Source organism: Bradyrhizobium sp. USDA3010 (genome assembly GCF_056429065.1).
The window spans coordinates 57872-80249 of the sequence record NZ_JBWJZD010000018.1 but is presented as its reverse complement, the minus strand read 5'-3'; the positions used below and the strand labels follow the sequence as shown (position 1 = coordinate 80249).

The 22378-nt window shown below is 64.7% G+C and carries 27 protein-coding genes; 14 read left to right on the top strand and 13 right to left on the bottom strand.

Annotated features, from left to right (window positions below; all coding sequences use genetic code 11):
- The 3 genes from AC066Y_RS25185 (at position 1) to gyrA (ending at position 4091) form a co-directional block, all read left to right on the top strand.
- Positions 1 to 495, top strand: a complete 495-nt coding sequence (locus tag AC066Y_RS25185; protein WP_092114064.1) for a single-stranded DNA-binding protein — start codon at positions 1 to 3, stop codon at positions 493 to 495.
- Positions 496 to 750: 255 nt separating this feature from the next.
- On the top strand, positions 751 to 1149 hold the full coding sequence (locus AC066Y_RS25180; RefSeq protein WP_478276217.1) for a DUF2306 domain-containing protein: 399 nt from the start codon (positions 751 to 753) through the stop codon (positions 1147 to 1149).
- A gap of 215 nt (positions 1150 to 1364) precedes the next feature.
- Positions 1365 to 4091 carry a DNA gyrase subunit A gene (gene gyrA, locus AC066Y_RS25175; protein WP_478276216.1) on the top strand — a complete coding sequence of 909 codons (2727 nt, stop codon included), beginning with the start codon at positions 1365 to 1367 and terminating at the stop codon, positions 4089 to 4091.
- A gap of 172 nt (positions 4092 to 4263) precedes the next feature.
- Here the strand turns inward: gyrA and AC066Y_RS25170 are convergent, their stop codons facing one another.
- Both AC066Y_RS25170 and AC066Y_RS25165 read right to left on the bottom strand, forming a co-directional pair.
- Entirely contained in the window at positions 4264 to 4482 is a 219-nt protein-coding gene (locus tag AC066Y_RS25170) for a hypothetical protein (RefSeq protein WP_478276215.1), read from the bottom strand.
- Positions 4483 to 4513: 31 nt separating this feature from the next.
- Entirely contained in the window at positions 4514 to 4693 is a 180-nt protein-coding gene (locus AC066Y_RS25165) for a hypothetical protein (RefSeq protein WP_478276214.1), read from the bottom strand.
- Between the two features lie 260 nt (positions 4694 to 4953).
- Between AC066Y_RS25165 and AC066Y_RS25160 the strand changes: the two genes are divergently transcribed.
- Positions 4954 to 5763, top strand: a complete 810-nt coding sequence (locus tag AC066Y_RS25160; RefSeq protein ID WP_229184912.1) for a transglutaminase-like domain-containing protein — start codon at positions 4954 to 4956, stop codon at positions 5761 to 5763.
- A complete protein-coding gene (locus AC066Y_RS25155; protein WP_478276213.1) occupies positions 5760 to 5951 on the top strand; it encodes a hypothetical protein in 192 nt (63 codons plus the stop codon). Before AC066Y_RS25160 ends, AC066Y_RS25155 begins: the two co-directional genes overlap by 4 nt.
- Before the next feature lie 84 nt (positions 5952 to 6035).
- On the opposite strand, the gene AC066Y_RS25150 is transcribed toward AC066Y_RS25155, so the two are convergent.
- Both AC066Y_RS25150 and AC066Y_RS25145 read right to left on the bottom strand, forming a co-directional pair.
- Positions 6036 to 7934, bottom strand: coding sequence for a potassium transporter Kup (locus AC066Y_RS25150; protein ID WP_478276288.1), 1899 nt, complete (start codon positions 7932 to 7934; stop codon positions 6036 to 6038).
- Between the two features lie 154 nt (positions 7935 to 8088).
- Positions 8089 to 8346: a hypothetical protein gene (locus AC066Y_RS25145; RefSeq protein WP_092125612.1), complete on the bottom strand. Its 258-nt coding sequence runs from the start codon at positions 8344 to 8346 to the stop codon at positions 8089 to 8091.
- Positions 8347 to 8613: 267 nt separating this feature from the next.
- Here AC066Y_RS25145 and coaD point away from each other — a divergent pair, with 267 nt between their 5' ends.
- From coaD to queA, 5 genes are all read left to right on the top strand, one after another.
- Positions 8614 to 9111, top strand: coding sequence for a pantetheine-phosphate adenylyltransferase (coaD, locus tag AC066Y_RS25140; protein WP_092114077.1), 498 nt, complete (start codon positions 8614 to 8616; stop codon positions 9109 to 9111).
- 46 nt (positions 9112 to 9157) lie between these two features.
- On the top strand, positions 9158 to 9721 hold the full coding sequence (locus tag AC066Y_RS25135) for a peptidylprolyl isomerase (protein WP_229169032.1): 564 nt from the start codon (positions 9158 to 9160) through the stop codon (positions 9719 to 9721).
- A gap of 6 nt (positions 9722 to 9727) precedes the next feature.
- Positions 9728 to 10168, top strand: coding sequence for a hypothetical protein (locus AC066Y_RS25130; protein WP_478276212.1), 441 nt, complete (start codon positions 9728 to 9730; stop codon positions 10166 to 10168).
- Entirely contained in the window at positions 10144 to 10608 is a 465-nt protein-coding gene (locus AC066Y_RS25125; RefSeq protein WP_016846097.1) for a peptidylprolyl isomerase, read from the top strand. Before AC066Y_RS25130 ends, AC066Y_RS25125 begins: the two co-directional genes overlap by 25 nt.
- 76 nt (positions 10609 to 10684) lie before the next feature.
- Entirely contained in the window at positions 10685 to 11761 is a 1077-nt protein-coding gene (gene queA / locus AC066Y_RS25120; protein ID WP_478276211.1) for a tRNA preQ1(34) S-adenosylmethionine ribosyltransferase-isomerase QueA, read from the top strand.
- 130 nt (positions 11762 to 11891) lie between these two features.
- On the opposite strand, the gene AC066Y_RS25115 is transcribed toward queA, so the two are convergent.
- From AC066Y_RS25115 to AC066Y_RS25100, 4 genes are all read right to left on the bottom strand, one after another.
- Positions 11892 to 12929, bottom strand: a complete 1038-nt coding sequence (locus AC066Y_RS25115) for an aspartate-semialdehyde dehydrogenase (protein ID WP_478276210.1) — start codon at positions 12927 to 12929, stop codon at positions 11892 to 11894.
- Positions 12930 to 13179: 250 nt separating this feature from the next.
- On the bottom strand, positions 13180 to 13752 hold the full coding sequence (locus AC066Y_RS25110; RefSeq protein WP_478276209.1) for a PepSY domain-containing protein: 573 nt from the start codon (positions 13750 to 13752) through the stop codon (positions 13180 to 13182).
- Positions 13753 to 14087: 335 nt separating this feature from the next.
- Positions 14088 to 14825, bottom strand: a complete 738-nt coding sequence (locus AC066Y_RS25105) for a TetR/AcrR family transcriptional regulator (protein WP_478276208.1) — start codon at positions 14823 to 14825, stop codon at positions 14088 to 14090.
- A 97-nt stretch (positions 14826 to 14922) separates the two neighbouring features.
- The gene (locus AC066Y_RS25100) at positions 14923 to 16056 is read right to left on the bottom strand and encodes a patatin-like phospholipase family protein (protein ID WP_478276207.1); all 1134 of its coding nucleotides are present in this window, start codon (positions 16054 to 16056) and stop codon (positions 14923 to 14925) included.
- 254 nt (positions 16057 to 16310) lie between these two features.
- On the opposite strand from AC066Y_RS25100, the gene tgt reads away from it, so the two are divergent.
- Positions 16311 to 17444, top strand: coding sequence for a tRNA guanosine(34) transglycosylase Tgt (gene tgt / locus AC066Y_RS25095; protein WP_478276206.1), 1134 nt, complete (start codon positions 16311 to 16313; stop codon positions 17442 to 17444).
- Positions 17445 to 17454: 10 nt separating this feature from the next.
- Here tgt and AC066Y_RS25090 read toward each other — a convergent pair whose 3' ends face one another.
- A complete protein-coding gene (locus AC066Y_RS25090) occupies positions 17455 to 17670 on the bottom strand; it encodes a hypothetical protein (RefSeq protein ID WP_092114096.1) in 216 nt (71 codons plus the stop codon).
- Positions 17671 to 17897: 227 nt separating this feature from the next.
- On the opposite strand from AC066Y_RS25090, the gene cysK reads away from it, so the two are divergent.
- A complete protein-coding gene (gene cysK / locus AC066Y_RS25085) occupies positions 17898 to 18872 on the top strand; it encodes a cysteine synthase A (RefSeq protein ID WP_092114098.1) in 975 nt (324 codons plus the stop codon).
- A gap of 3 nt (positions 18873 to 18875) precedes the next feature.
- Positions 18876 to 19121: a BrnA antitoxin family protein gene (locus tag AC066Y_RS25080; protein ID WP_092114100.1), complete on the top strand. Its 246-nt coding sequence runs from the start codon at positions 18876 to 18878 to the stop codon at positions 19119 to 19121.
- Between the two features lie 73 nt (positions 19122 to 19194).
- Here the strand turns inward: AC066Y_RS25080 and AC066Y_RS25075 are convergent, their stop codons facing one another.
- Positions 19195 to 20070, bottom strand: a complete 876-nt coding sequence (locus tag AC066Y_RS25075) for a DMT family transporter (RefSeq protein ID WP_478276205.1) — start codon at positions 20068 to 20070, stop codon at positions 19195 to 19197.
- 142 nt (positions 20071 to 20212) lie between these two features.
- Here AC066Y_RS25075 and AC066Y_RS25070 point away from each other — a divergent pair, with 142 nt between their 5' ends.
- Positions 20213 to 20611: a RidA family protein gene (locus AC066Y_RS25070; RefSeq protein WP_478276204.1), complete on the top strand. Its 399-nt coding sequence runs from the start codon at positions 20213 to 20215 to the stop codon at positions 20609 to 20611.
- 88 nt (positions 20612 to 20699) lie between these two features.
- On the opposite strand, the gene AC066Y_RS25065 is transcribed toward AC066Y_RS25070, so the two are convergent.
- From AC066Y_RS25065 to AC066Y_RS25055, 3 genes are all read right to left on the bottom strand, one after another.
- Positions 20700 to 21077: a hypothetical protein gene (locus AC066Y_RS25065; protein ID WP_478276287.1), complete on the bottom strand. Its 378-nt coding sequence runs from the start codon at positions 21075 to 21077 to the stop codon at positions 20700 to 20702.
- 121 nt (positions 21078 to 21198) lie between these two features.
- Positions 21199 to 21558, bottom strand: a complete 360-nt coding sequence (locus AC066Y_RS25060; protein WP_244549451.1) for a hypothetical protein — start codon at positions 21556 to 21558, stop codon at positions 21199 to 21201.
- A 193-nt stretch (positions 21559 to 21751) separates the two neighbouring features.
- The gene (locus tag AC066Y_RS25055; RefSeq protein WP_097672129.1) at positions 21752 to 22351 is read right to left on the bottom strand and encodes a formyltransferase family protein; all 600 of its coding nucleotides are present in this window, start codon (positions 22349 to 22351) and stop codon (positions 21752 to 21754) included.
- Positions 22352 to 22378 lie beyond the last annotated feature (27 nt).

The window sequence follows — 22378 nt, the reverse complement described above, 5'->3', positions numbered from 1 at the left end:
ATGGCAGGAAGCGTGAACAAGGTGATCCTGGTTGGAAACCTCGGCAAGGATCCGGAAATCCGGCGGACTCAGGACGGCCGTCCGATCGCCAATCTTTCCATCGCCACCTCGGAAACCTGGCGCGACAAGGGCACCGGCGAGCGCAAGGAAAAGACCGAGTGGCACCGCGTCGTGATCTTCAACGAAGGCCTCTGCAAGGTCGCCGAGCAATATCTGAAGAAGGGCGCCAAGGTGTACATCGAAGGTCAGTTGCAGACCCGCAAATGGACCGACCAGAGCGGCGTCGAGAAGTACTCGACCGAGGTCGTGCTGCAGGGCTTCAACTCCAACCTCACCATGCTCGACGGGCGGAGCGGCGGAGGCGGCAGCTTCGCCGATGATGGCGGCGGCAGCGATTTCGGCTCGTCCGGTCCGGTCAGCTCGGCGCCGCGCCGTGCGGTCGCCGCCGGCGGCGGCAGCCGCAACAGCGACATGGACGACGACATCCCGTTCTGACCGCAGGTCGCGGTTTCCGCGATCCCGTCAGACGCCGTTCCGTGAAGATTCATTTCCCGGAGCGGCGGTTTGACACGCGAGGGTAAGTCCTTGTGTGGATTATGAGGATAGCCTCATATCAGGCTGATAATATTTAACTAACATCAAGTAGATCGCGCAAGTTCCCTAGACTTTGACACAGGCCAATGTGAATGATATTTACATCGGCCTGCGGCGAGCGACGTCTGGCCGTGGCTTCACTCGAGGGCTGTCATCATGAGCCTCGCGCCATTGCTTGACGCTGCGCCTGCGATCCCGCTCCATGCCTTTGCCGCGATGGCGGCCTTCGTGCTCGGCTCCATCCAGCTCGCCGCACCGAAGGGCACGCTGCCGCACCGGACGCTGGGCTGGATCTGGGTGATCCTGATGCTGGTGGTCGCCGGGAGCTCGTTCTGGATCCATCAGATCCAGCTGGTGGGCCCGTGGAGCCCGATCCACCTGTTGTCGATCTTCTCGCTGATCATGCTGGTGCTCGGCGTGACGACCGCGCGGAGCCACAACGTTCGCCGCCACAAGTTCACGATGATCGGCATTTTCTTCGGCGCGCTGGTGATTGCCGGCCTGTTCACCTTCATGCCCGGGCGGATCATGCACGCGGTGGTGTTCGGGCACTGAGGGAAGCGAAATCGCGAAGGGCAAAACCCGCGTTCCATTCGCAATTCGCCGCTCACAATTCGCTTCCCGGGCCAGGCCGCGACCGAAGCCGCAAACAAACCCGTAAGTGCATGAAAAAACGAAGGGAAAAACGGCTTGCCGGAGCCGCGCAAGGGTGGTTATCACGCCTCCGATGGTCTATATGATTCCCCAGCAGAACTGACCGGATTTCCCCTTTGTCCGAACCCGAAGACGACAAGCCCGGCGAGCCGCCGGTGCCCTCAGATATTCGTCCCGTTTCCATTCTCGACGAGATGAAGAAGTCCTACCTCGATTACGCGATGAGCGTGATCGTGTCGCGTGCGTTGCCCGATGCGCGCGACGGGCTCAAGCCGGTGCACCGGCGCATCCTCTATTCGATGCATGAGCAGGGACACACGCCGGACAAGAAATACGTCAAGTCCGCGCGCGTCGTCGGCGACGTGATCGGTAAATATCATCCGCATGGCGACCAGTCGATTTACGACGCGATGGTCCGCATGGCGCAGGACTTCTCGCTGCGGGTGCCGCTGATCGACGGCCAGGGCAATTTCGGCTCGGTCGACGGCGATCCGCCGGCGGCCTATCGATATACCGAGGCACGGCTGACCAAGGCAGCGCTTGCCGTTCTGGCCGACATCGACATGGAGACCGTCGATTTCCAGCCCAACTACGACAACTCGGAGAAGGAGCCGTCGGTTCTGCCGGCCCGGTTCCCGAACCTCCTGGTCAATGGCGCCGGCGGCATCGCCGTCGGCATGGCGACCAACATCCCGCCACACAATCTCGGCGAGGTCGTCGACGCCTGCGTGGCGCTGATCGACAATCCGGCGCTCACGATCGACGAGTTGATCGACATCATTCCCGGACCGGACTTCCCGACCGGCGGCGTCATCCTGGGCCGCCAGGGCATCCGCTCGGCCTACCATCTCGGCCGCGGCTCGATCGTGATGCGCGGCAAGGTGGCGATCGACACCATCAGGAAAGATCGCGAAGCGATCATCATCACCGAGATTCCCTATCAGGTGAACAAGGCGACGATGGTCGAGCGCATCGCCGATCTCGTGAAAGAGAAGAAGATCGAGGGCATCGGCGACCTGCGCGACGAGTCCGATCGTGACGGCTATCGCGTCGTCATCGAGCTGAAGCGCGAAGCGGTGCCCGACGTGGTGCTGAACCAGCTCTACCGGTTCACCCCGCTGCAGACGAATTTCCCGGCCAACATCCTGGCGCTGGATTCCGGCCGTCCGCAGACCATGAATCTGAAGGACCTGCTCACCATCTTCGTCGCGTTCCGCGAGCAGGTGGTGACCCGGCGAACCAAGTTCCTGCTCGGCAAGGCCCGTGATCGCGCCCACATTTTGGTCGGCCTTGCGATCGCGGTCGCCAACATCGATGAGATGATCCGTGTCATCCGAACCTCGCCCGATCCGAACACCGCGCGCGAGGCCCTGATGTCGCGCGACTGGCCGGCACGCGACGTCGAGGCGATGATCACGCTGATCGACGATCCCCGGCATCGCATCAACGATGACGGCACGCTCCGGCTGTCGATGGAGCAGGCGAGAGCGATCCTCGATCTCCGGCTGCAGCGCCTGACCGCACTGGGGCGGGACGAAATTTCCGAGGAGCTCGACAAGCTCGCGGCCGAGATCGCCGACTATCTCGACATCCTGCGCTCGCGTGCGCGCGTGCAGGGCATCGTCAAGACCGAGCTCGCCGAGGTGAAGCAGCAGTTCGCCACCCCGCGCAAGACCGTGATCATCGAGCAGGAAGGCGAGGTCGAGGACGAGGACCTGATCCAGCGCGAGGACATGGTCGTCACCGTGTCGCATGCGGGCTACGTCAAGCGCGTGCCGCTGTCGACCTACCGGGCACAGCGCCGCGGCGGCAAGGGCCGCGCCGGCATGCAGACCCGCGACGAGGATTTCGTCTCGCGGCTGTTCGTGGCCTCGACCCACACGCCGGTGCTGTTCTTCTCATCGCGCGGCCAGGTCTACAAGGAGAAGGTCTGGCGGCTGCCGATGGCAGCGCCAAACGCGCGCGGCAAGGCGCTGATCAACATCCTGCCGCTGGAGCAGGGCGAGCGCATCACCACGATCATGCCGCTGCCGGAGGATGAATCCTCCTGGGGCAATCTCGACGTGATGTTCGCGACCACCAGCGGCACCGTTCGCCGCAACAAGCTCTCCGATTTCGTCGACGTCCGCCGTTCCGGCATCATCGCCATGAAGCTCGGCGAGGGTGAGGCGATCGTCGACGTGCAGATCTGCACCGAGCGTGACGACGTGCTGCTGACCGCCGCCGGCGGGCAGTGCATCCGCTTCCCGGTCACCGATGTGCGCGTCTTCACCGGCCGTACCTCGATGGGCGTGCGCGGTATCGCGCTGGCCGAGGCCGACAAGCTGATCTCGCTGGCGATCCTGCGCCATGTCGAGACCACATCGGACGAGCGCTCAGCCTACCTGAAGATGCGCCGTGCGGTGGCCGGCGAGGCCGCAAGCGAAGAGCCGGCGGATGCCGAGGGCGAGGAGACGACGAACGCGATCCAGCTGTCGCAGGAGCGCTACGCCGAGCTGTCGGCGGCCGAGCAGGTGGTGCTGACCGTCTCCGTGAACGGCTTCGGCAAGCGGACCTCGTCCTACGAGTACCGCACCACCGGCCGCGGCGGCAAAGGCATCGTCGCGATGAGCGTCAACAACCGCAACGGCAATCTGGTGGCGTCGTTCCCGGTCGAGGACGCCGACCAGATCATGCTGGTCACCGACAAGGGGCAGCTGATCCGCTGCCCGGTGGCCGACATCCGCGTCGCCGGCCGCTCGACCCAGGGCGTGATCGTGTTCGATACCGCCGAGGACGAGCATGTCGTCTCGGTCGAGCACATTCCGGAGGAAGAGAACGGCGCGAACGGGAACGGCGAGTAGGGTCGTTCTCGGGCGTGGTTCGTTGCATGCGGCTCGAGGTTGGGGCCACGCCAGGTTGGCTGGGGCCCCGCCAGGTCGATTGATGCCCGATTGCTCGGGCGCGCAGGGCCGCGCCCGTGGGTCGTTGCGGCGGGCTTCGAGAACTTGCGTCTCTGTTCGAGGGGCGACCCGCTCAGGGCGCCTGGGGGGCAGATAGCATTGTGAACAGAACGCTATCGCCGTCCCGTTGCGCTGTTTCGCGTGACGTCGCGTGGCCGTGCACGAGCTCCAAACCGCCTTCGGAAACATGCCATTTCCAGCGGGTGGGCTCTTTCTGCGCACTCACGATAACCTCGAGAAGGCGAACACGGATTTGTTTGGCCATCTTGCCGACATGCGTCTTGGTTGGCATTTGCCGATGCGCCCAATTGGCTGCGCAGGAGTTACTTCTTCTTCCTCGGCGGGGGAGGATTGATCTCGGCGATCTTGCGCAAGCAATCGGCTTCGGTGTCATGCGGGCCGGTCACGAATGTTCCGCTGACTTTTGTGGAATACCAACCGGAAATCACGCCGAGGCGCACGGACTCTTCAGTCTTGACGTGACGAGGCGAGAGATTTTGCATGAAGGTCTTTCGGTGAGTGCGTTCGAACCTGTCTCGAACGTACGGAGGAGGCTTTCAACCATCCGACTCGAACATTCGTCGGGTTCGCCTCGCGCTGACAAGCCGCGCCAGCCGGCAAGCGTCGTCGTTCCTGCGCGCGATTGCAGCAAATAGCCAGCACTTTCTCGCGCGATACGGGTATTTGTCCGATCAGGCAGATCGTACCTTGTATTCGACAGCATCGTCGCCATGTCGGGAGGACAAACAGGAACGTATTTCGAATGAAGCTTCGCGTCGGATTCGAAATGCACTACGAGTTCCCCCAGCCGACGCCCATGATCATGGTGCTCGGCACGCATTTCACGCGCGCGTCCGACATCATCGTCCCCGACCACCTGACCACCACCCCCGCGGTGCCGATCACGCCGTATCGCGACGGATTCGGCAATTGGTGCAGCCGTATCGTTGCGCCGGCCGGTCCGATGCGGCTGGCCGCCGATGGCGTCGTGCGCGACAGCGGCGAGCCTGATCCGGTGTTTGCTTCGGCCGGCCAGCACGCGGTCGAGGACCTGCCGGCGGACACGCTGGTCTATCTGCTGGGCAGCCGCTATTGCGAGACCGACCGGCTTTCGGAAATCGCATGGAAGCTGTTCGAGGGCACGCCGCCGGGCTGGCCGCGGGTCCAGGCCATTTGCGACTTCGTCCATCGCCACATCGCTTTCGGCTACGAGCACGCCCGCGCCACCAAGACGGCGCGGGAGGTCTTCGACGAAGGCAAGGGCGTGTGCCGCGACTACGCGCATCTCGCCATTACCTTCTGTCGCTGCATGAACATTCCGGCGCGCTATTGCACCGGCTATCTCAGCGATATCGGCACCCCGCTGCCTTGGGCCGCTGGAGATTTCGCCGGCTGGTTCGAGGCCTATATCGGAGGCCGCTGGCATATGTTCGATCCGCGCAACAACGTGCCGAGGATCGGCCGGGTTCTGATCGCACAGGGACGGGATGCCTCCGACGTTCCGATCACCCAGACCTTTGGGCCAAACACGCTGATTTCGTTCAAGGTCTGGACCGACGAGGCCGCTTCATGACGGATGATCCCCAAGCCCTCAGTTCGGACGAGTTCGCCTCCCTGGTCGAGGTCGGCAAGGGCGAAGCCCAACGGGAGATTCCCCAATTGCACGGGGAGCGCCTTGTCGGTCTCGGCTACGCGGTCAGACGGCTCGGAGAACTCGGCCTGACGGCATCCGGCGTTCGTCGTCTCGCAGTCGGCAAATAAACCGCCGAGGCCCTCGGATATCCGTGTCCGACTTGGGGGGCCCGGATTGTGCTCCGCTCCATGCGGGCTACGTGAGCCGCTCGATCAAATCTCGATCTCCGTGCCGAACTCCACCACCTGACCGGTCGGCACGCCGAAGAACGCCGCCGACCGCTCGGCGTTGCGTTGCAGGAAGGCGAACAGCGATTCACGCCACACCCACATGCCCGGAACGTCCTCGCGCGGGATGATGGTTTCTCGGCCGATATAGTAGGTCACGTCGGAGAGATCGATGCCGGGCAGCTTGCCCTGCCGGCAGGCGAGCTGCAGCCCTTCGTAGATCGTCGGGTACTGCATGAAGCCGTAATGCAGGATGATCCGGGTGATGCCCGGGCTGATCTCGTTGACGTCGGCGCGTTCCTCGTCGGGAATCCGCGGCCGCTCCTCGATCTGCACGGTGACCAACAGCACGCGCTGATGCAGCACGTGATTGTGCTTGACGAACTGGGTCAGTGCGAGCGGCACCCCGTTGGGGGCCGAGGCCAGGAACACGGCGGTGCCGGGCAGGCGGGCGCTGCACTTGTTGACCGCGGTCTCGATCAGATCCTCTTCGGGCTGCCGCAGCTTGCCGCGCGCCCTTTCGACCAGCTTGACGCCGCCGCGCCAGGTCATCATCAGGAACGCCACCGCAGCGGCAAGCAGCAGCGGGAACCAGCCGCCTTCGAACAGCTTTTCGGTGTTCGCCGCGAAGAAGATCGCGTCGATGATGAAGAAGAAGCCGTTCACCGCGATCACGATGATTGGCGAATAGCCCCACTGGATCGCGACCAGCGCCGCAAGCAGCGTGGTGATCGCCATCAACAGCGACACGGCGATGCCGTAGGCGCCGGCGAGCGCGTCCGAGGTGCCGAAGGCAAGCACGGCGCCGAGCGTCGCCGCCGCGAGCAGCCAGTTCACCAGCGGCACGTAGATCTGCCCGATCGCGTCGCTGGTGGTGTGCTGGATGTGCATGCGCGGCAGGAAGCCGAGCTGGATCGACTGCTGGGTCAGCGAGAACACACCCGAGATGATGGCCTGCGAGGCGATCACGGTGGCGACGGTCGCGAGCAGAACAAGCGGGTAATGCGCCCAGTCGGGCGAGAGCTGGAAGAACGGATTTTCGATCGCGGTCGGGTCGGTGATCAGCAGCCCGGCCTGGCCGAAATAGTTCAGCACCAGCGCGGGCAGGCAGATGGCGAACCAGGCGAGCCGGATCGGAAAGCGGCCGAAATGCCCCATGTCGGCATACATCGCCTCACCGCCGGTAACCGCGAGGAACGCGGCGCCGAGGATCGCGAAACTGACGTGAAAATCCTGATGGATCAGGAAATCGAACGCATAGAACGGGCTCAGTGCGACCAGCACGCCCGGCGCCTTGACGATGCCGTGAACGCCGAGGGCTGCGAGCACGGCGAACCAGAACAGCATCACCGGGCCGAAGATCTTGCCGATGAATCCCGTGCCCTGCTTCTGCATGAAGAACAGGCCGATCAAGATCACGACGGTGAGCGGCACCACCGCCGGCGACAGCGAGGGCGCGTCGACCTTCAGGCCTTCGATCGCCGACAGCACGGAAATGGCCGGCGTGATTGCGCCGTCGCCATAGAGCAGGGCGGCGCCGACCAGACCGACGACCAGCAGATGGGCGCGCCAGGTGCCGGGCGCTGCGTTGCGAGCCGAGAGCAGCGCCAGCAGCGCGACGATGCCGCCTTCACCGCGGTTGTCCGCGCGCAGGATCAGCATGGCGTATTTGACTGAAATGATGAGGATCAGCGCCCACAGGATCAGCGAGACTACGCCGAGCACGGCGCTCTCGGTGAGCGGACCGCCATGGGTGGCGGCCTTGGCGGCTTCCTTCAGGGCGTAGAGGGGGCTGGTGCCGATGTCGCCATAGACGACACCTAGGGCACCGAGCGTGACGGCAAACGGAATCGGACTGCTTGGAGGATGGCCAGAAGAAACGATGGCGGGCGTACTGGTCACGGCAATCCCCCGATGGCTTGCGCCCGCCGGGTCATCCGGTCGGGCGCCTTAGACGATAGTCTGCGACGGGACGTCGCAAATTACCATTGGGTTTTGTGTGACGGCCGGAAGTGACGCCTTGACGGGTCAGAAGTGACTACGGGGTGCGGTCGGCGGTGACGAGGCGGGCTTCGCGAACCACTGTCTTGTTGCCGGCGCTGCGCAGGCAGGAGGCCTCAAAATTCGGCCAGGCCTGCTGCGAGCAGTCCTTGCCGACCGGGTGGATGTCGAGACGGTCGCTCTTGGCCAGCGGCTGCGGGGTGGAGGCTGCGACCTGCGGCGCAAAGCCCGGCAGAACGGTGAGCGCGGCGGCAATGAACGCGGCAACGGCGATGGCGGAAAGTGCCTTGATCATGACGGTCCCCATATGATCGGGCCCCCCGGGCCCGTCGTTTCGTTGTCCAATGTCTACCGGCCGCACGTTTCCTGGTGTCTTCGCCAGGGTGGAAAATGGTTTCATCGCCGGCCGGTTTTGTTTCGTCCGCCAGCGGCCGACGAAACATTCACCCACGTAGACGCTGGCATCCCAGGACTCGTTCACTGGACGAGGAGAGATTTATTTCGCGCAACCGGCGGAACCCGGGCGGCTTGCCGGGGAGAGCCGGGCGGGTTAGGAGGGACCATGTCCCGTATTGCGCTCTATCCCGGCTCCTTCGATCCCGTCACCAACGGCCATCTGGACGTGGTCCGGCAGGCGGTCGGCCTGTGCGACCGCCTGGTGGTCGCCGTCGCCATCCATGCCGGCAAAAAGCCGCTGTTCTCGACCGAGGAACGGCTGGACATGCTGCGCGAGGTGTGCGGCCCGATCGCCCAGCAGGCGGGCTGTGCCTTCGATTGCACCACCTATGACAATCTGACGGTGACGGCGGCGCGCAAGCTCGGCGCGACCATCATGATTCGCGGCCTGCGCGATGGCACCGATCTCGACTACGAGATGCAGCTCGCCGGCATGAACGAGGCGATGGCGCCCGAGGTGCATACCGTGTTCGTTCCGGCGTCGGTCGCGGTCCGCCCGATCACCGCCACACTGGTGCGCCAAATCGCCCAGATGGGCGGCGACTTCTCTGCATTCGTGCCGTCATCAGTCGCCGCTAGCCTGAAGGCCAAGTTCGCCGGCTGATGCCGGCGGCCTGCCACACCCAGAACATCAAAGGTCCGGAGTTTCCATGATCCGCATTCTTGCATTCGTTGCCGCGCTGCTCTGCGTCGTGCCTGCTGTCGCGCAGCCGCTGCCTGCCAATCTCGACAAGGCCAATGCGATCGTGATCGACACCACCAAGGGCCGCATCGTCATCAAGCTGCGCACCGACATCGCGCCCCAGCACGCCGAGCGCATCAAGCAGCTGGCGCGCGAGGGCTTCTACAACAACGTGCCGTTCCATCGCGTGATGGATGGCTTCATGGCGCAGACCGGCGACGGTCAGAACTTCAACGGCACCGGCGGCTCGAAATATCCGAACCTGAAGCAGGAATTCTCGCAGGTCCCGTTCAAGCGCGGCATCGTCGGCATGGCCCGGCGCGGCGACTCTGTCGACAGCGCCAATTCGCAGTTCTTCATCATGTTCGCCGACGGATCGAGCCTTAATGGCCAGTACACCGTGGTCGGCGAGGTGGTGTCGGGCATGGACGTGGTCGACAAGCTGAAGAAGGCTCCCGCGGGCTCTCCCGGCGGCGCCGTCACCGATCCCGACAAGATGGTGAAGGTGCAGGTCGCATCCGACGTCAAGTGATCGGCGATGGCGGCGCGCAGCAAACCATTTGCCTGGTTCGCCGCGCCGCTGGTGCTGTGGCTCGCGCTGACCGGATCGGTGGCGGCCGAGCCCGAGCAACTCAATACGATCAAGGACGTTGTTCTGGCGATCCATCGCTGCTGGCGGCCGCCGCCGGCGGACAAGGCCGGCCCGATCGACATTACCGTCATTGTCAGCTTCAACCGCGAGGGCGCGATCCTCGGGCATCCCAGGATCAGCTATGAATCGCAGGAGGCGACCGACAACGACCGGATCGCGTACCGGGTCGCGGTGATGGAGGCGTTGCAACGTTGCACGCCGATGCCATTTACCGAGAGCCTGGGCGGCGCGGTTGCGGGCCGCCCATTCGCAATCCCGTTCAGGAACAAGAAATATCCACCCCGAAGCCAGGAGAAGCGAGCATGGCTGCTACCGAAAATACTCTGATCCTCGAAACCACGCAGGGCCCGGTCACGATCGAGATGCGCCCGGATCTCGCACCCGGTCACGTCGCGCGGATCAAGGAGCTGGTGCGCGAAGGCTTCTACGACGGCATCGTGTTCCACCGCGTGATCGACGGCTTCATGGCGCAGACCGGTTGCCCGCAGGGCACCGGCATGGGCGGCTCCGGCAAGAAGCTGAAGGCCGAGTTCAACAAGGAGCCGCATGTCCGCGGCACCGCCTCGATGGCCCGCGCCGCCAATCCGGATTCCGGCGACAGCCAGTTCTTCATCTGCTTCGACGACGCCTCGTTCCTCAACGGCCAATACACGGTCTGGGGCAAGGTCACCGAGGGCATGGAGAACGTCGACAAGATCAAGCGCGGCGAGCCGGTGAAGGATCCGGACAAGATCGTGAAGGCGCGCATGGCCGCCGACGCGGCTTGAGCTGAACACTTCGTCGTTCCGGGGCGTGGCGAAAGCGACGTACCCGGAATGACAACGTTGAAGTTGCAATCGCGCCATGCGCACCGATCTCTTCGATTTCGAACTGCCGCCCCAAAGCATCGCGCTTCGCCCCGCGAGCCCACGCGATTCCGCGCGGATGCTGGTGGTGCATCCGGACGCTGTGCTGCGCGACGCCACGATTGCCGACCTGCCGCATTGGCTGGAGGCGGGCGATCAGATCGTCGTCAACGACACCAAGGTGATCGCGGCCCAGCTCAAGGGCCGCCGGATCGGGCGCGAGACCGAGCCGAAGATCGAGGCGACCCTGATCAAGCGGCTTGACGGCTCGCGCTGGCAGGCGCTGGTGAAGCCGGCGAAGAAGCTTGTACCCGGTGACACCATCCGCTTCGGCAATGAAGGCAAGGTCTGCCTGCTCGGCAATCTCGATGCAGAGGTCGAGGCCAAGGGGCAGGAGGGCGAGGTGACGCTGTCATTCTCGTTCCATGGTCCGGTGCTTGACCAGGCCATCGCCGATGTCGGCGCCACGCCGCTGCCGCCCTACATCGCCTCCAAGCGCACGCCCGACGACCAGGACGTCAGCGACTACCAGACCATGTTCGCCGCCAATGAAGGTGCGGTCGCAGCACCAACGGCGGGGCTGCATTTCACGCCGGCGCTCGAGGCCACGCTGAAGAGCCGCGGCGTCGAACTGCACCGGCTGACGCTGCATGTCGGGGCAGGGACGTTTCTGCCGGTGAAGGCGGATGAGACCTCCGAACACAAGATGCATGCCGAATGGGGCTGCATCACCGCCGAGACCGCTGCTGCCTTGAACGCCGCGCGCGCAAGGGGCGGCCGGATCGTCGCGGTCGGCACCACATCGCTGCGGCTGCTGGAGAGTGCCGCCAATGCCGACGGCATCATTGAGCCGTTCGCGGCGGAAACCTCGATCTTCATCACGCCGGGCTATCGCTTCCGCGCGGTCGATATCCTGCTGACGAACTTCCATCTGCCGCGTTCGACGCTGTTCATGCTGGTCTCGGCCTTCTCCGGCCTGGAGACGATGCAGGCCGCCTACGCGCACGCGATCAGCGACGGCTACCGGTTCTATTCGTACGGCGATGCGTGTTTGCTGTTTCGGGCAAAGGCGTAGGGTGGGTTAGGCGAAACCGTAACCCACCGTTCCCATGTGGGTTAGGCGAAGCCGTAACCCACCCGTTCCCATGTGCGGAGCGATCGTGGGTTACGCTTCGCTGACCCACCCTACGAACCCGGCAAGCCCCTCACGCCATCGCGCGCTCGGGCAGCAGCTCGGCGATCTGCACCGCGTTCAGCGCAGCCCCCTTGAGCAGCTGATCGGCCGCGACGAACATCGAGATCGAGTGCCCGCTGGGGTCGCTGAGATCCTTGCGGATGCGGCCGACCAGCACGTCGTCCTGGCCGGAGGCATCGATCGGCATCGGGAAGTAGTTCTTCGCGCGATCGTCGACGATCTTGACGCCCGGCGCCTGCGCCATGATCGCGCGCACCTGCTCCTCGGTGATCGGCTTCTCGCATTCGAAGGTGATCGCCTCGCAATGCGCGCGCAGCACCGGCACCCGCACGCAGGTGACGCCGACCGCGATCTTCTCGTCCTCGAAGATCTTGTGGGTCTCCTTGATGACCTTGGTCTCTTCGTCGTTGTAGCCGGTCTCCGGATCGATCGCCGTGTTGTGGTTGAACAGGTTGAAGGCGTAGGGGTGCGGCATCACCTTCGGGGTGTAGACCTGTCCGTTGAGATTGGCGCGGGTCGATTCGACAAGCTCCTCCATCGCGGCTGCTCCCGCGCCGCTCGCGGCCTGGTAGGTAGAGATGATCACGCGCTTGATGCGGTTCTTCTGGTGGATCGGCCACAGCGGCACCAGCGCGGTGATGGCGGCGCAGTTCGGGTTGGCGATGATGCCCTTGTGGTCGCGGATGCGGTTGGCGTTGATCTCGGGGATCACCAGCGGCACGTTCGGATCCATCCGGAAGGCCGACGAATTGTCGACGACGACGGTGCCGGACTTCACCGCGACAGGCGCGAACTTCTTCGAGATGCCGCTGCCGGCCGAGAACAGCGCGATGTCGACGCCCTCGAAGGCGCGCTCGGTCAGCTCCTCGATCACGACCGGCTTGCCGCGGAAGCTGACGGTCTTGCCGGCCGAGCGGGCGCTCGCCAGCGCCTTCAGCTTGCCGACGCGGAAGCCGCGCTTGTCCATGGTGGCGATGAATTCGGCGCCGACTGCGCCGGTGACGCCGACAATCGCGACGACGGGATCGTTACTCACTTTGTCCTCCATTCGAATTTGAGCATGACGCGGGCAACAAAAAAGCCCCGGACCTTCATCAGGCGGGGCTTCGGGTAGAGATGATGCTGTACGACCGACTACGCGCGCACGCCTCCCGAGGCCCCAGAGGGCTTGGTGGTTTTGGTCGTGCGTTTGGTCGCGGTGATCATGGCGCCGACTTATGCGGCAGAGATCGGCGTCCGTCAACGGCTTTTGGGCGAAAACCTGGCAAGGGAGAAACTTGGCAGCACCCGCGCCGCGCTCAGCGCCGGCGCGCGCCGGGCGGCTCGAGGATCACCTCTTTCAGGTCGTTGCCCGTCAGCACCACGATGACGAAATTGAGCTTGCCGCGTTCGCGCATCAAGCCGCCGCTGATCGCCTTGCCCGAGGTCGTGTGCTCGGCGACGCGCACCGCATCGGCGAGCCGATGCCGCAGCGCCCTGAGCACGACAAGGTTGTCGCGGTCTTCGGCGCCGAGGGAGGCCAGCGGCGAATGCGGCTCGCCGCCGACCACTTGGCCGGTCGAGGCGTCGATCGCATGCTGCCAGATGCGGTTCTGCTGCATGGTCTTGACCCGGTAGACCGCCGGATCCGACGCGCCGTCGAAGCTGATATCGGCGGTGATCGAGCCCGAGTGCAGCGCCTCCGCGATCGACATCGCCTTGCGCAGCGAGATCTGGGCGGACTGGAAGCTGTCGAGCTCGCGGCGAACCGCATGCACGTCGAGCGCGCTATCGCTGTCCTGCGGGGTGAGCGCAGCGGCAGCCGAACTCGTGATCGCATGGGCCGGCGACGCGAAGGGCAGCGCCAGCAGCGCGGTTGCAAGTAGCCGCACTCCCAATGCCCAATGCCTCAGTGCGTGCAATCGTCCTGTCCTCATTGTCGAGCCTGTATTGAACATGTGCACGCGCATGACCCGCGTTCGCAGAGCGAGCGGCGGGCCGAGAAAGGTGCGGCCGACCTCGGTTAGTCAGAGGTCGGCCGCCGAACGTTCAGGCGGAGCGATGGCGGCAGCTCCGTCGTGACGATCGAAGTTACAAGGTGACGCAGAACCCTTGGGGGGCGATCCGGGCTGAGCGTCTCTTTGCAACTAAACAATACGGTTTCGTTCTGTTTATTCAAGACTCATCACGGCAACGTGTAGGACGGCGAAACGATCCAATAAAACGGTCAGCGCGTCGGCCGGCGACGTGCCTTGGCGGCGTCGCGCAGCCGGTCCCGCGGTCCCACGGCACCGGCGAGGAACAGCCGGATCGAGACTTCCATCCGTGTCACCGCGGCCTTCATGTCGATCAGAATCCCGAATGTCGCCATCCGGTGGGTGTGGCCGACCACCATGTTGAGGAAGGTCTCGGCCGCGATCGTCGTGTCCTCGAGGTCGAGGGCGCCATTGTCGACCAGATGGTCGAAGAAATCCGCCGTCGTCGACACCGCTTTCGACCAGCCTTCGTCGACGGCAAGCTTGGCGACCTCGGGGAAATTGATCGCCTGCGCGGTCAGGATCCGGCTGAAGGCGATCGAGTCGGCGCTGCAGTTCAGCACCAGCAGCTGGCGCCCGAGCTCGATCAGCCGTTCCTCGACCGAACCGTCGCAGCTGCCGCCGGCCTGCGCTTCGGCCGCCGCGGCGGCGAGCGGGGCAAGCCACCGGGCAATTTCGCGCCTGAGCACCGCGGTGAACAGGCCGCGCTTGTCGCCGTACTGTCCGTAGACGGTGGGCTTGCTGACGCGGGCGGCCTCGGCCACGGCGTCGATCGACGTCGCATCGAAGCCGCGCTCGAGGAACAGGCGCGTGGCGACCTCGATCAGCCGCTGGTCGCGCTCGATCGCAGCATCCCGGGTCGGCCGGCCGCCACGTGACTTGATCACGCCGCGCTTGGCCACCTTGGCCTTGCTTGCCGTCAATCCCATTGCCCATTCATCTCGTTGTGCGTTCGGACGGGTCTGTCCGGTCTATAACCCGCGCGATGCGGATTCGTCCATTCGGTGGTACCGGGGGCTGGCCCGCTCAGGGCGGCGTCGCGGTCCAGGCCTGCCCCGCGGCGGCCTTCTCGTAGCCGTGCTGGTAGAGCGCGCGCATATAGGCGGTGTCGAAGCCCTGGGTTTCCGGCGCTGGATAGTCGCGCTCGATGTAGGACAGATGGAAGCCCAGCCGGTTGCGCCGGGCGAAATCATAGGTCGAGAGAATGACCGAGCGCGTCTGCGCCTGGGTGATCGCGGAAATGCTGCGCGAGGCGACGTCGATCGTCGAGTTCGACACCAGCTCGAAGTTGCCCTCGAGCTTCTTGTTGACGAGGATGTAGATGTTCATGCGGCCATCGGCGGGCCAGGCACGTTCGCGAAACAGCAGTGCGTCCGGCAGCGTCAGGACCGGCGCGGTAACGCCGCCGTCGACATGCATCTCCTGGAAGCGGCGGCCCTGGCCCTCGGCGTCGATCATGATCGGCGGAAACACCAGCGGGATGCTGGCGGAGGCCGCCATCACGTCGCGAAACAGCTGTAGCGCCTCCGGCGTTCCGACGGCGGCGATCCGTCCCATGTCCCAGATCACCGTGCGCTGGGTGTCGAGATCGGTGGTGACGATCAGGAGCTTTCGGCCCTTGGCGTTTTCGTGCGCCACCTCGCTCAGGACGTCCTGGCCAACGTAACGCGCCACCAGCTCGCGCAGCCGCTTGTTGCCGAACAGGCCGGAGCCGAACAGCACCCGCATCAGGCTCGGGTCCTGCAGCAGGCTTTCGGCGATCCCCGACGTGTAGACGTCCCTCAGGGTATCGTCGTAGCGCGGGCCGAGGAATGCAAAGGGCGCGATCAGCCCGCCGGTGCTGACACCGGAGACGACCGAGAAGCTCGGGCGGTTGCCGGCCGCGGTCCAGCCGTTGAGGACGCCGACGCCATAGGCGCCGTCGGCGCCGCCGCCGGAGAGGGCGAGATAGGTCTTGATCGGGGCGCGGTCGCTCTTCTCGAGCCGGAATTTGGACGCCGGCTCGTCGGCATAGCGGCGCAGCCCGTCGAGATCGAGCACCCGCGAATTGGCGGCGTCGGCCGCAGTGTAAGGGATACGCGGCAGCGAGCTGCAGGCCGCCAGCGCGAGAGCAAGCCCGCACAGCAGCACCGCTTGCCGGATCGCATGAGCGGTTGTCATCCGATGGCGGATGCCGTCAGGCCGGACGCTGCAGGGTGGGAACATCTCGGCCAGTCAGGTTTCACGCGGATCGCAGTCGCGGCGGGAATGATCCGCCGCCTTATTCTCGACATAAAACGATACGGTTTCGTTTTGTTTAACGGAAGCACCGTTCCGGCGCAAGCATCCGCCCGGCCGCTGCCGTTCACGAAGTCGCGCGGAGGCCGTTACCCGACGGGTTGATCGGGCACCGGCGACACGCAATAAGCAGCCGCATGAATCTTCCCAATCATTTCGAACTGCTGGCCACTGATGGCGCCGCCCGCACCGGGCGCCTGACCACGCCGCATGGCGTCGTCCGGACGCCAGCCTTCATGCCGGTCGGCACCGCCGGGGCGATGAAGGGCATGCATTGGCGCGAGGTGCGCGATGCCGGCGCCGATATCGTGCTCGGCAACACCTATCACCTGATGCTGCGGCCGGGCGCCGAGCGGATCGCGGGGCTCGGCGGCCTGCAGCGCTTCACCGGCTGGGGCGGCCCGATGCTGACGGATTCCGGCGGCTTCCAGGTGATGTCGCTCTCGGAGCTGCGCAAGGTGACCGAGAAGGCCGTGACCTTCCGCTCGCATATCGACGGCGCCAAGGTCGAGCTGTCGCCGGAGCGCTCGATCGAGGTGCAGCGGCTGCTCGGCTCCGACATCGCGATGCAGATGGACGAGTGCGTGCGGCTGCCGGCCGAGCGCGCCGACATCGAGCGCGCGATGCAGCTCTCGCTGCGCTGGGCCGAACGCTCCAAGCGTGCCTTCGAGAGCGCGCCGGACGGTTACATGCTGTTCGGCATCGTCCAGGGCGGCGACATCCCCGACCTCCGACACGCCAGCGCGCGCAGCCTCACAGACGTTGGCTTTCACGGCTATGCGATCGGCGGGCTGGCGGTCGGCGAGCCGCAGGCGGTGATGCTGTCGATGATCGAGGAGACCGCGCCGGCGCTGCCGTCCGATCGGCCGCGCTATCTGATGGGCGTCGGCACGCCGGAGGACATTCTGGAGGCGGTGGCGCGCGGTGTCGACATGTTCGACTGTGTGATGCCGACCCGGAACGGGCGGCACGGCATGGCGTTCACCCGGTTCGGGCAGATCAACCTGCGCAATGCCCGGCACATCGACGATCCGCGTCCGCTCGATGAAGAGAGTACGTGGCCCGCGGCGCGCAGCTACTCGCGCGCCTATCTGCATCATCTGGTGCGTGCCGGCGAAACACTTGGGGCAATGCTGCTGTCCGAAATCAACGTCGCCTATTACCAGGAGCTGATGCAGGGCATTCGCGACGCGGTGGCAATGGGCACCTTCGAGGATTTCAAAACGAAAACGCGCGCCGGTTGGGCGCGCGGTGACATCGCTCCGAGGTGAGCTTAAGTGATCAGTTGCACACGATCGGTTTCACCGTGTGCTTGGTCACGAACCCGTAACCGCAATTGTCGCAGGTCCAGAGATAGCTGATCAAATTGTCGAACAGGTACGCGGACGCTTCTGCCGCTACCATGGAGTCAGCACACACAGGACAGGTCGGCAAATCGCTGCCGCGCGGATCGGGCCTGGACGCTGCGGTCGACAGAACTTCAGCGAGAGCTGGCATGTGACCTCCTTTGCGTTCTGAGCTGCACCTTACCAAAGTATATAGACGCATTTGTTTGACCTTGTCGCAACACAAATGCGTAGGTTTTACGTTATTTGCGCAGGTTCTAGTTTTTGCGATGCAACGAATTTGCGTCTCGGCGGTTTCTCACTTGCGCGCCATGATGCGCTGCTTCTAATGAGAGAAGACCGCATATTTCCAGCATATCCCGCAGCAGGAGCCGCTTGATGGACGCGCCGTCGACAACGAGTGCAGTGCAACCCGGACGCGGCCGCGTCTTTGACTCCATCGTCGATGCGATCGGCTCGACGCCGATCGTGCGGCTGCGCAGACTGCCGCAGGCAAGCGGCGTCAACGCGACGATCCTCGCCAAGCTGGAATACTTCAATCCGGCGGCCAGCGTGAAGGATCGCATCGGCGCGGCGATGATCGTGGCGATGGAGAAGGCCGGCATCATCAACGCCGACACCGTGCTGATCGAGCCGACCTCGGGCAACACCGGAATCGCGCTGGCCTATGTCGCGGCATCGCGCGGCTATCGGCTGAAGCTCGTGATGCCGGAGTCGATGTCGATCGAGCGGCGGCGGATGCTCGCCTTCCTCGGCGCAGAGATCGTGCTGACTCCAGCGGCGCAGGGCATGAAGGGCTCGATCGCGACCGCGGAAGAACTCGTGCGCACGACCCCCAACGCCGTCATGCCGCAGCAGTTCAAGAACCTCGCCAATCCCGAAATCCATCGCCGCACCACGGCGGAGGAGATCTGGAACGACACCGGCGGCAACATCGACTATTTCGTCGCCGGCGTCGGCACCGGCGGCACCATCACCGGCGTCGGGCAGGTGCTGAAGCCGCGCAAGCCGTCATTGCGCGTCGTCGCGGTGGAGCCGGAGGAGAGCCCGGTGCTGTCGGGCGGCCAGCATACGCCGCACAAGATCCAGGGCATCGGCGCGGGCTTCATCCCTGACATCCTCGACCGCTCGGTGATCGACGAGATCGTCAAGATCAACAGCGCCACCGCAATCGAGACCGCGCGCGCGCTGGCCCGCAACGAAGGCATCCCCGGCGGCATCTCGTCGGGGGCAGCGATCGCGGCCGCCTTGCAGATCGGCAAGCGGCCGGAGGCTGCGGGCAAGACCATCCTGGCGATTGTGCCGTCATTCTCGGAGCGCTATCTCTCGACGGTGCTGTTTGAAGGAATCTAGGACATGGCCGACCAGCCGAGACGACCGCGAACCCTGAACGATGCCCGCAGCGAAGCCGAGGCGGCGTTCAAACGGGCCACCACCAAGGTCGCGGATGCGCTGCCAAAGACTGCGGCCGTCCCGGTCCCCGGCGTCCGGGAGCAGGTCACGCTGCGGATCGATCAGGACGTGCTGGCATATTTCCAGGAGGGCGGCCCCGGCTGGCAGGACCGCATCAACGCGGCGCTGCGCAAGGCCGCCGGGAAGTAGCACGCTTTCGAAGCGCCCGGGACGATCCCCGGGCTTTGTGGTCGAGCCGCAGCGGCGTAGCGCGGCGCGGCCGTCATCTTGCGCGCGCCGACACCTTTGCAGCGGGCTTCAGGTTCAGGAGGTTGCCGGCCAGGATCATTGCGGCGCCAAGCACCGTATGGGCGTCGAGCTGCTCGGCATAAATCAGCCACCCGACGATCGCGGTCAGCGGGACCCGGACGAAATCCATCGGGATCACGACGGTCGCATCAGCGTGGAGCAGGGCGCGCGCCATGCAGTAATGCGAGAAGGTGCCGCAGAATGCGATCACGGCAAGCCAGCCCCAGGTGGAGAGCGGCGGCCAGGTCCAGACATAGAGCGCAGGCCCGATGCTGGCGAGCGACTGCACCACCAGCATCCAGAAGATGATCGTCAGCGCCTGCTCGGTCCGCGTCAGCGATTTGACCACGACGATCGAGACTCCGAAGCCCATGGCGGCGGCGAGCGCGATCAGCTGGCCCGGATTGATCGCACCGGTCGCCGGCCGCACGATCATGATGACGCCGATGAGGCCAAGCACGATCGCGACGATCTTCCAGGATGTCATCCGTTCGCCGAGGAAGCCGGCCGCGAGGATCGCGGTCCAGATCGGCATGGTGAACTCGATCGCGACCACCTGGCCGATCGGGATCAGTGTCAGCGCATAGAACCAGCCAAGCTGCGCGCAGAAATGAATCAGGTTGCGCGCAATATGCAGGTGCAGGCGCGCGGTCTTCACGATCGCAAGCCCGCCATTGATGTGGACAAGCGGACACAGCATCACGAAGCCGAGCACGCCGCGCACGGCCATCAGCTGGAAGACGTTGACCTCGCGCGTGGCCTCGCGGCCGGCCACCGCCACGATCAGCATCAGCGCGAGCCAACCGGACAGCCACAGTGCTGCGCGGGTCTTTGAGGGCGTGCGATCCATGACGGGAATGAGATGAGGAGGGATTCCCGGTATCGGCGAGCTGGTATGAATTTGCAACGCGCAATTCTGCCGGTGCGTGGTGCGCCGACCACGCGATCTCTGCTAAGCAGGGCGCGAATAATCACATCAGGAGGATCTGCTCATGCGTATCTTGCAACCGGCCGAGTGGTCGAAACCCCGCGGCTTCTCGCACGGTGTCGCGTTCGACGCGCCCGGCCAATGGATCGTGCTGGCGGGGCAGACCGGCGGCGACGAGAAGGGCGAGTACGCGCCCGAGATGGCTGCCCAGGTCGGCACGGCACTGAAGCGCATCATCAAGCTGTTGAGCGAAGCCGGCGCCGGTCCCGAGCACATCGTCCGCCTGACCTGGTACCTGACCAGCCGAAGCGAATACGAGGCCGCGGGCGCCGGTATCGGCGCGGCGTGGAAGGAGACGCTCGGGCGCAATTTCCCGCCGTCCACGCTGCTCTATATCGACGGGCTGGTCGATCAGCGCGCCAAAGTCGAGATCGAGGTGACGGCGTTCGTGCCTGCCGCATAGAGGCACATGCGAGCCATTGCCTGCGCAGCCAACAAGAAAAGCCCTCGGGGATGACCCGAGGGCTTTTCTCGTTCGGCGTGTCGATTGGTTACTTCGACAGCGTGATGTTGGCGCCGCGGAACTGGCTGTCGGCCCTGATCGCGACGGACTGCTTGTTACCACTGGTGCGCATCGAAATGTCGGCATTGAAGCCGGGCGCGCTGGCAACGACCTGGAAGTTGCCGCCGGCGCCGCGACCTCGCAGATCGCCGGAGACATTGCGGCTGGACTCGCTCCAGGAGCCCGTGACTGCATTACCCTCGGCCTGCACGTCGGCCGCCAGATTGAACTTGTAGGCGTCGCTGGCGCAGGTAAGGCTCATGGTCATCCTGGGCCCACCGACGTGGTAGGTCGCACGGCAGCGGATACGCTCGCTGGAACCGTCATCGAGGGTGACCGAGCCGGCGCCCGACCAGGTGCCTGCCATGCCGGCGAACGGGCCGGACTGGGCATGGCCAGCGGTGCTTGCCAATGCGGTCACGTAAAACGCGGCGGCTGCAAATGCTGGCCGCCGCGCGATGGCGAAGAAACTCGATACGCTGGTGATCTTATTGACGGGATGCTTCCCATCGGCCGCTGCACGGTACGCCAGCTGATGCCCCATTCCACTTCCCCGATCCGGAGTTGCCACTGAGTTGTCCGTTCGCATATGCACCATTGATCGAGACGCGCACAAGGCCCCCGCTGCCAACGGTGCCGGAGATCGTCGCGCCGGGCGCAGTGATCTTTCCTTCCGAAACGGTCAGGGTGGAGCTGGACGACGGCTCGCAGCTACCGGTCTTGGTGACGACGGTGACGTTCCAGAGGCCGTCATAAGGCTGCTGTGCGGAGGCGGGAGCAGCGGTGAGGGCGGCAGCCGAGGCGACCGAAGTGACCAAAATCAGGTCGCGAATGCGGATCGAACGCATGAATCAAATCCCTGTCATTTCGTGTGATGACGCGGCTTATCCTGTCACAATGTGTTCAAAATTTGCTGCGTCGCGGGAGCCCCGAATGTTCCTGTGAACTCAAACACATCATAGTGAATCTGGTTCCGGGGCGGGAACGAAGAATTTGCTCCGTCGTTCGATTATCTAAGGTATCCAGATACCAAGATGCGAATTAGTGCTTGCCGGGGCTGAGGTTAGGCGCCTTGGTCGCAAACTGCTCATCCTGGGGCTTGGCCGGCAGCGAGCCGTTGACCTTGCCGTAGTCGATGACCTCGCCGAGCAGACGCAGCCCGAGCGGCGCCAGCGCGCGCTCCCACAATTCGCGTGCGGTCTCGCCCTTCTTGACGAACACCCAGTCCTGCGCGGCGATCGCGCCGGCGTCCATGCGGTCGGCGAGGTGATAGATGCTGCCGCCGGCGATCGGATCGCCTTCCTTGATGGTCCATTCGACCGCTGCGATGCCGCGGTGACGCGGTAGCAGCGACGGGTGGTACCCGATGCCGCCAAGCTTGGCCACGGCAAGGGCTTCCTTGCTGACCCGGGCGTGGCTGTGGGCGGTTACGATCAGGTCGGTGCCCGGCGCGATCTCGGCGGCCGTCACCAGCTTGGGATCGGCCTGGACCACGACCTCGATGCCGGCCGCCCTGGCCGCTGCCGCCAGCCGGTCCTCGCCGTCATGGACGACCACCCTGACCAGCGTGACGTGGTGCTCGCGCAGCATGTTCAAGGTCGTCACGCCGAAATGGCGGGAACCGACGAGGGTAAGGCGCATGGGATCAATTCCGTGGGGGGTTACGCG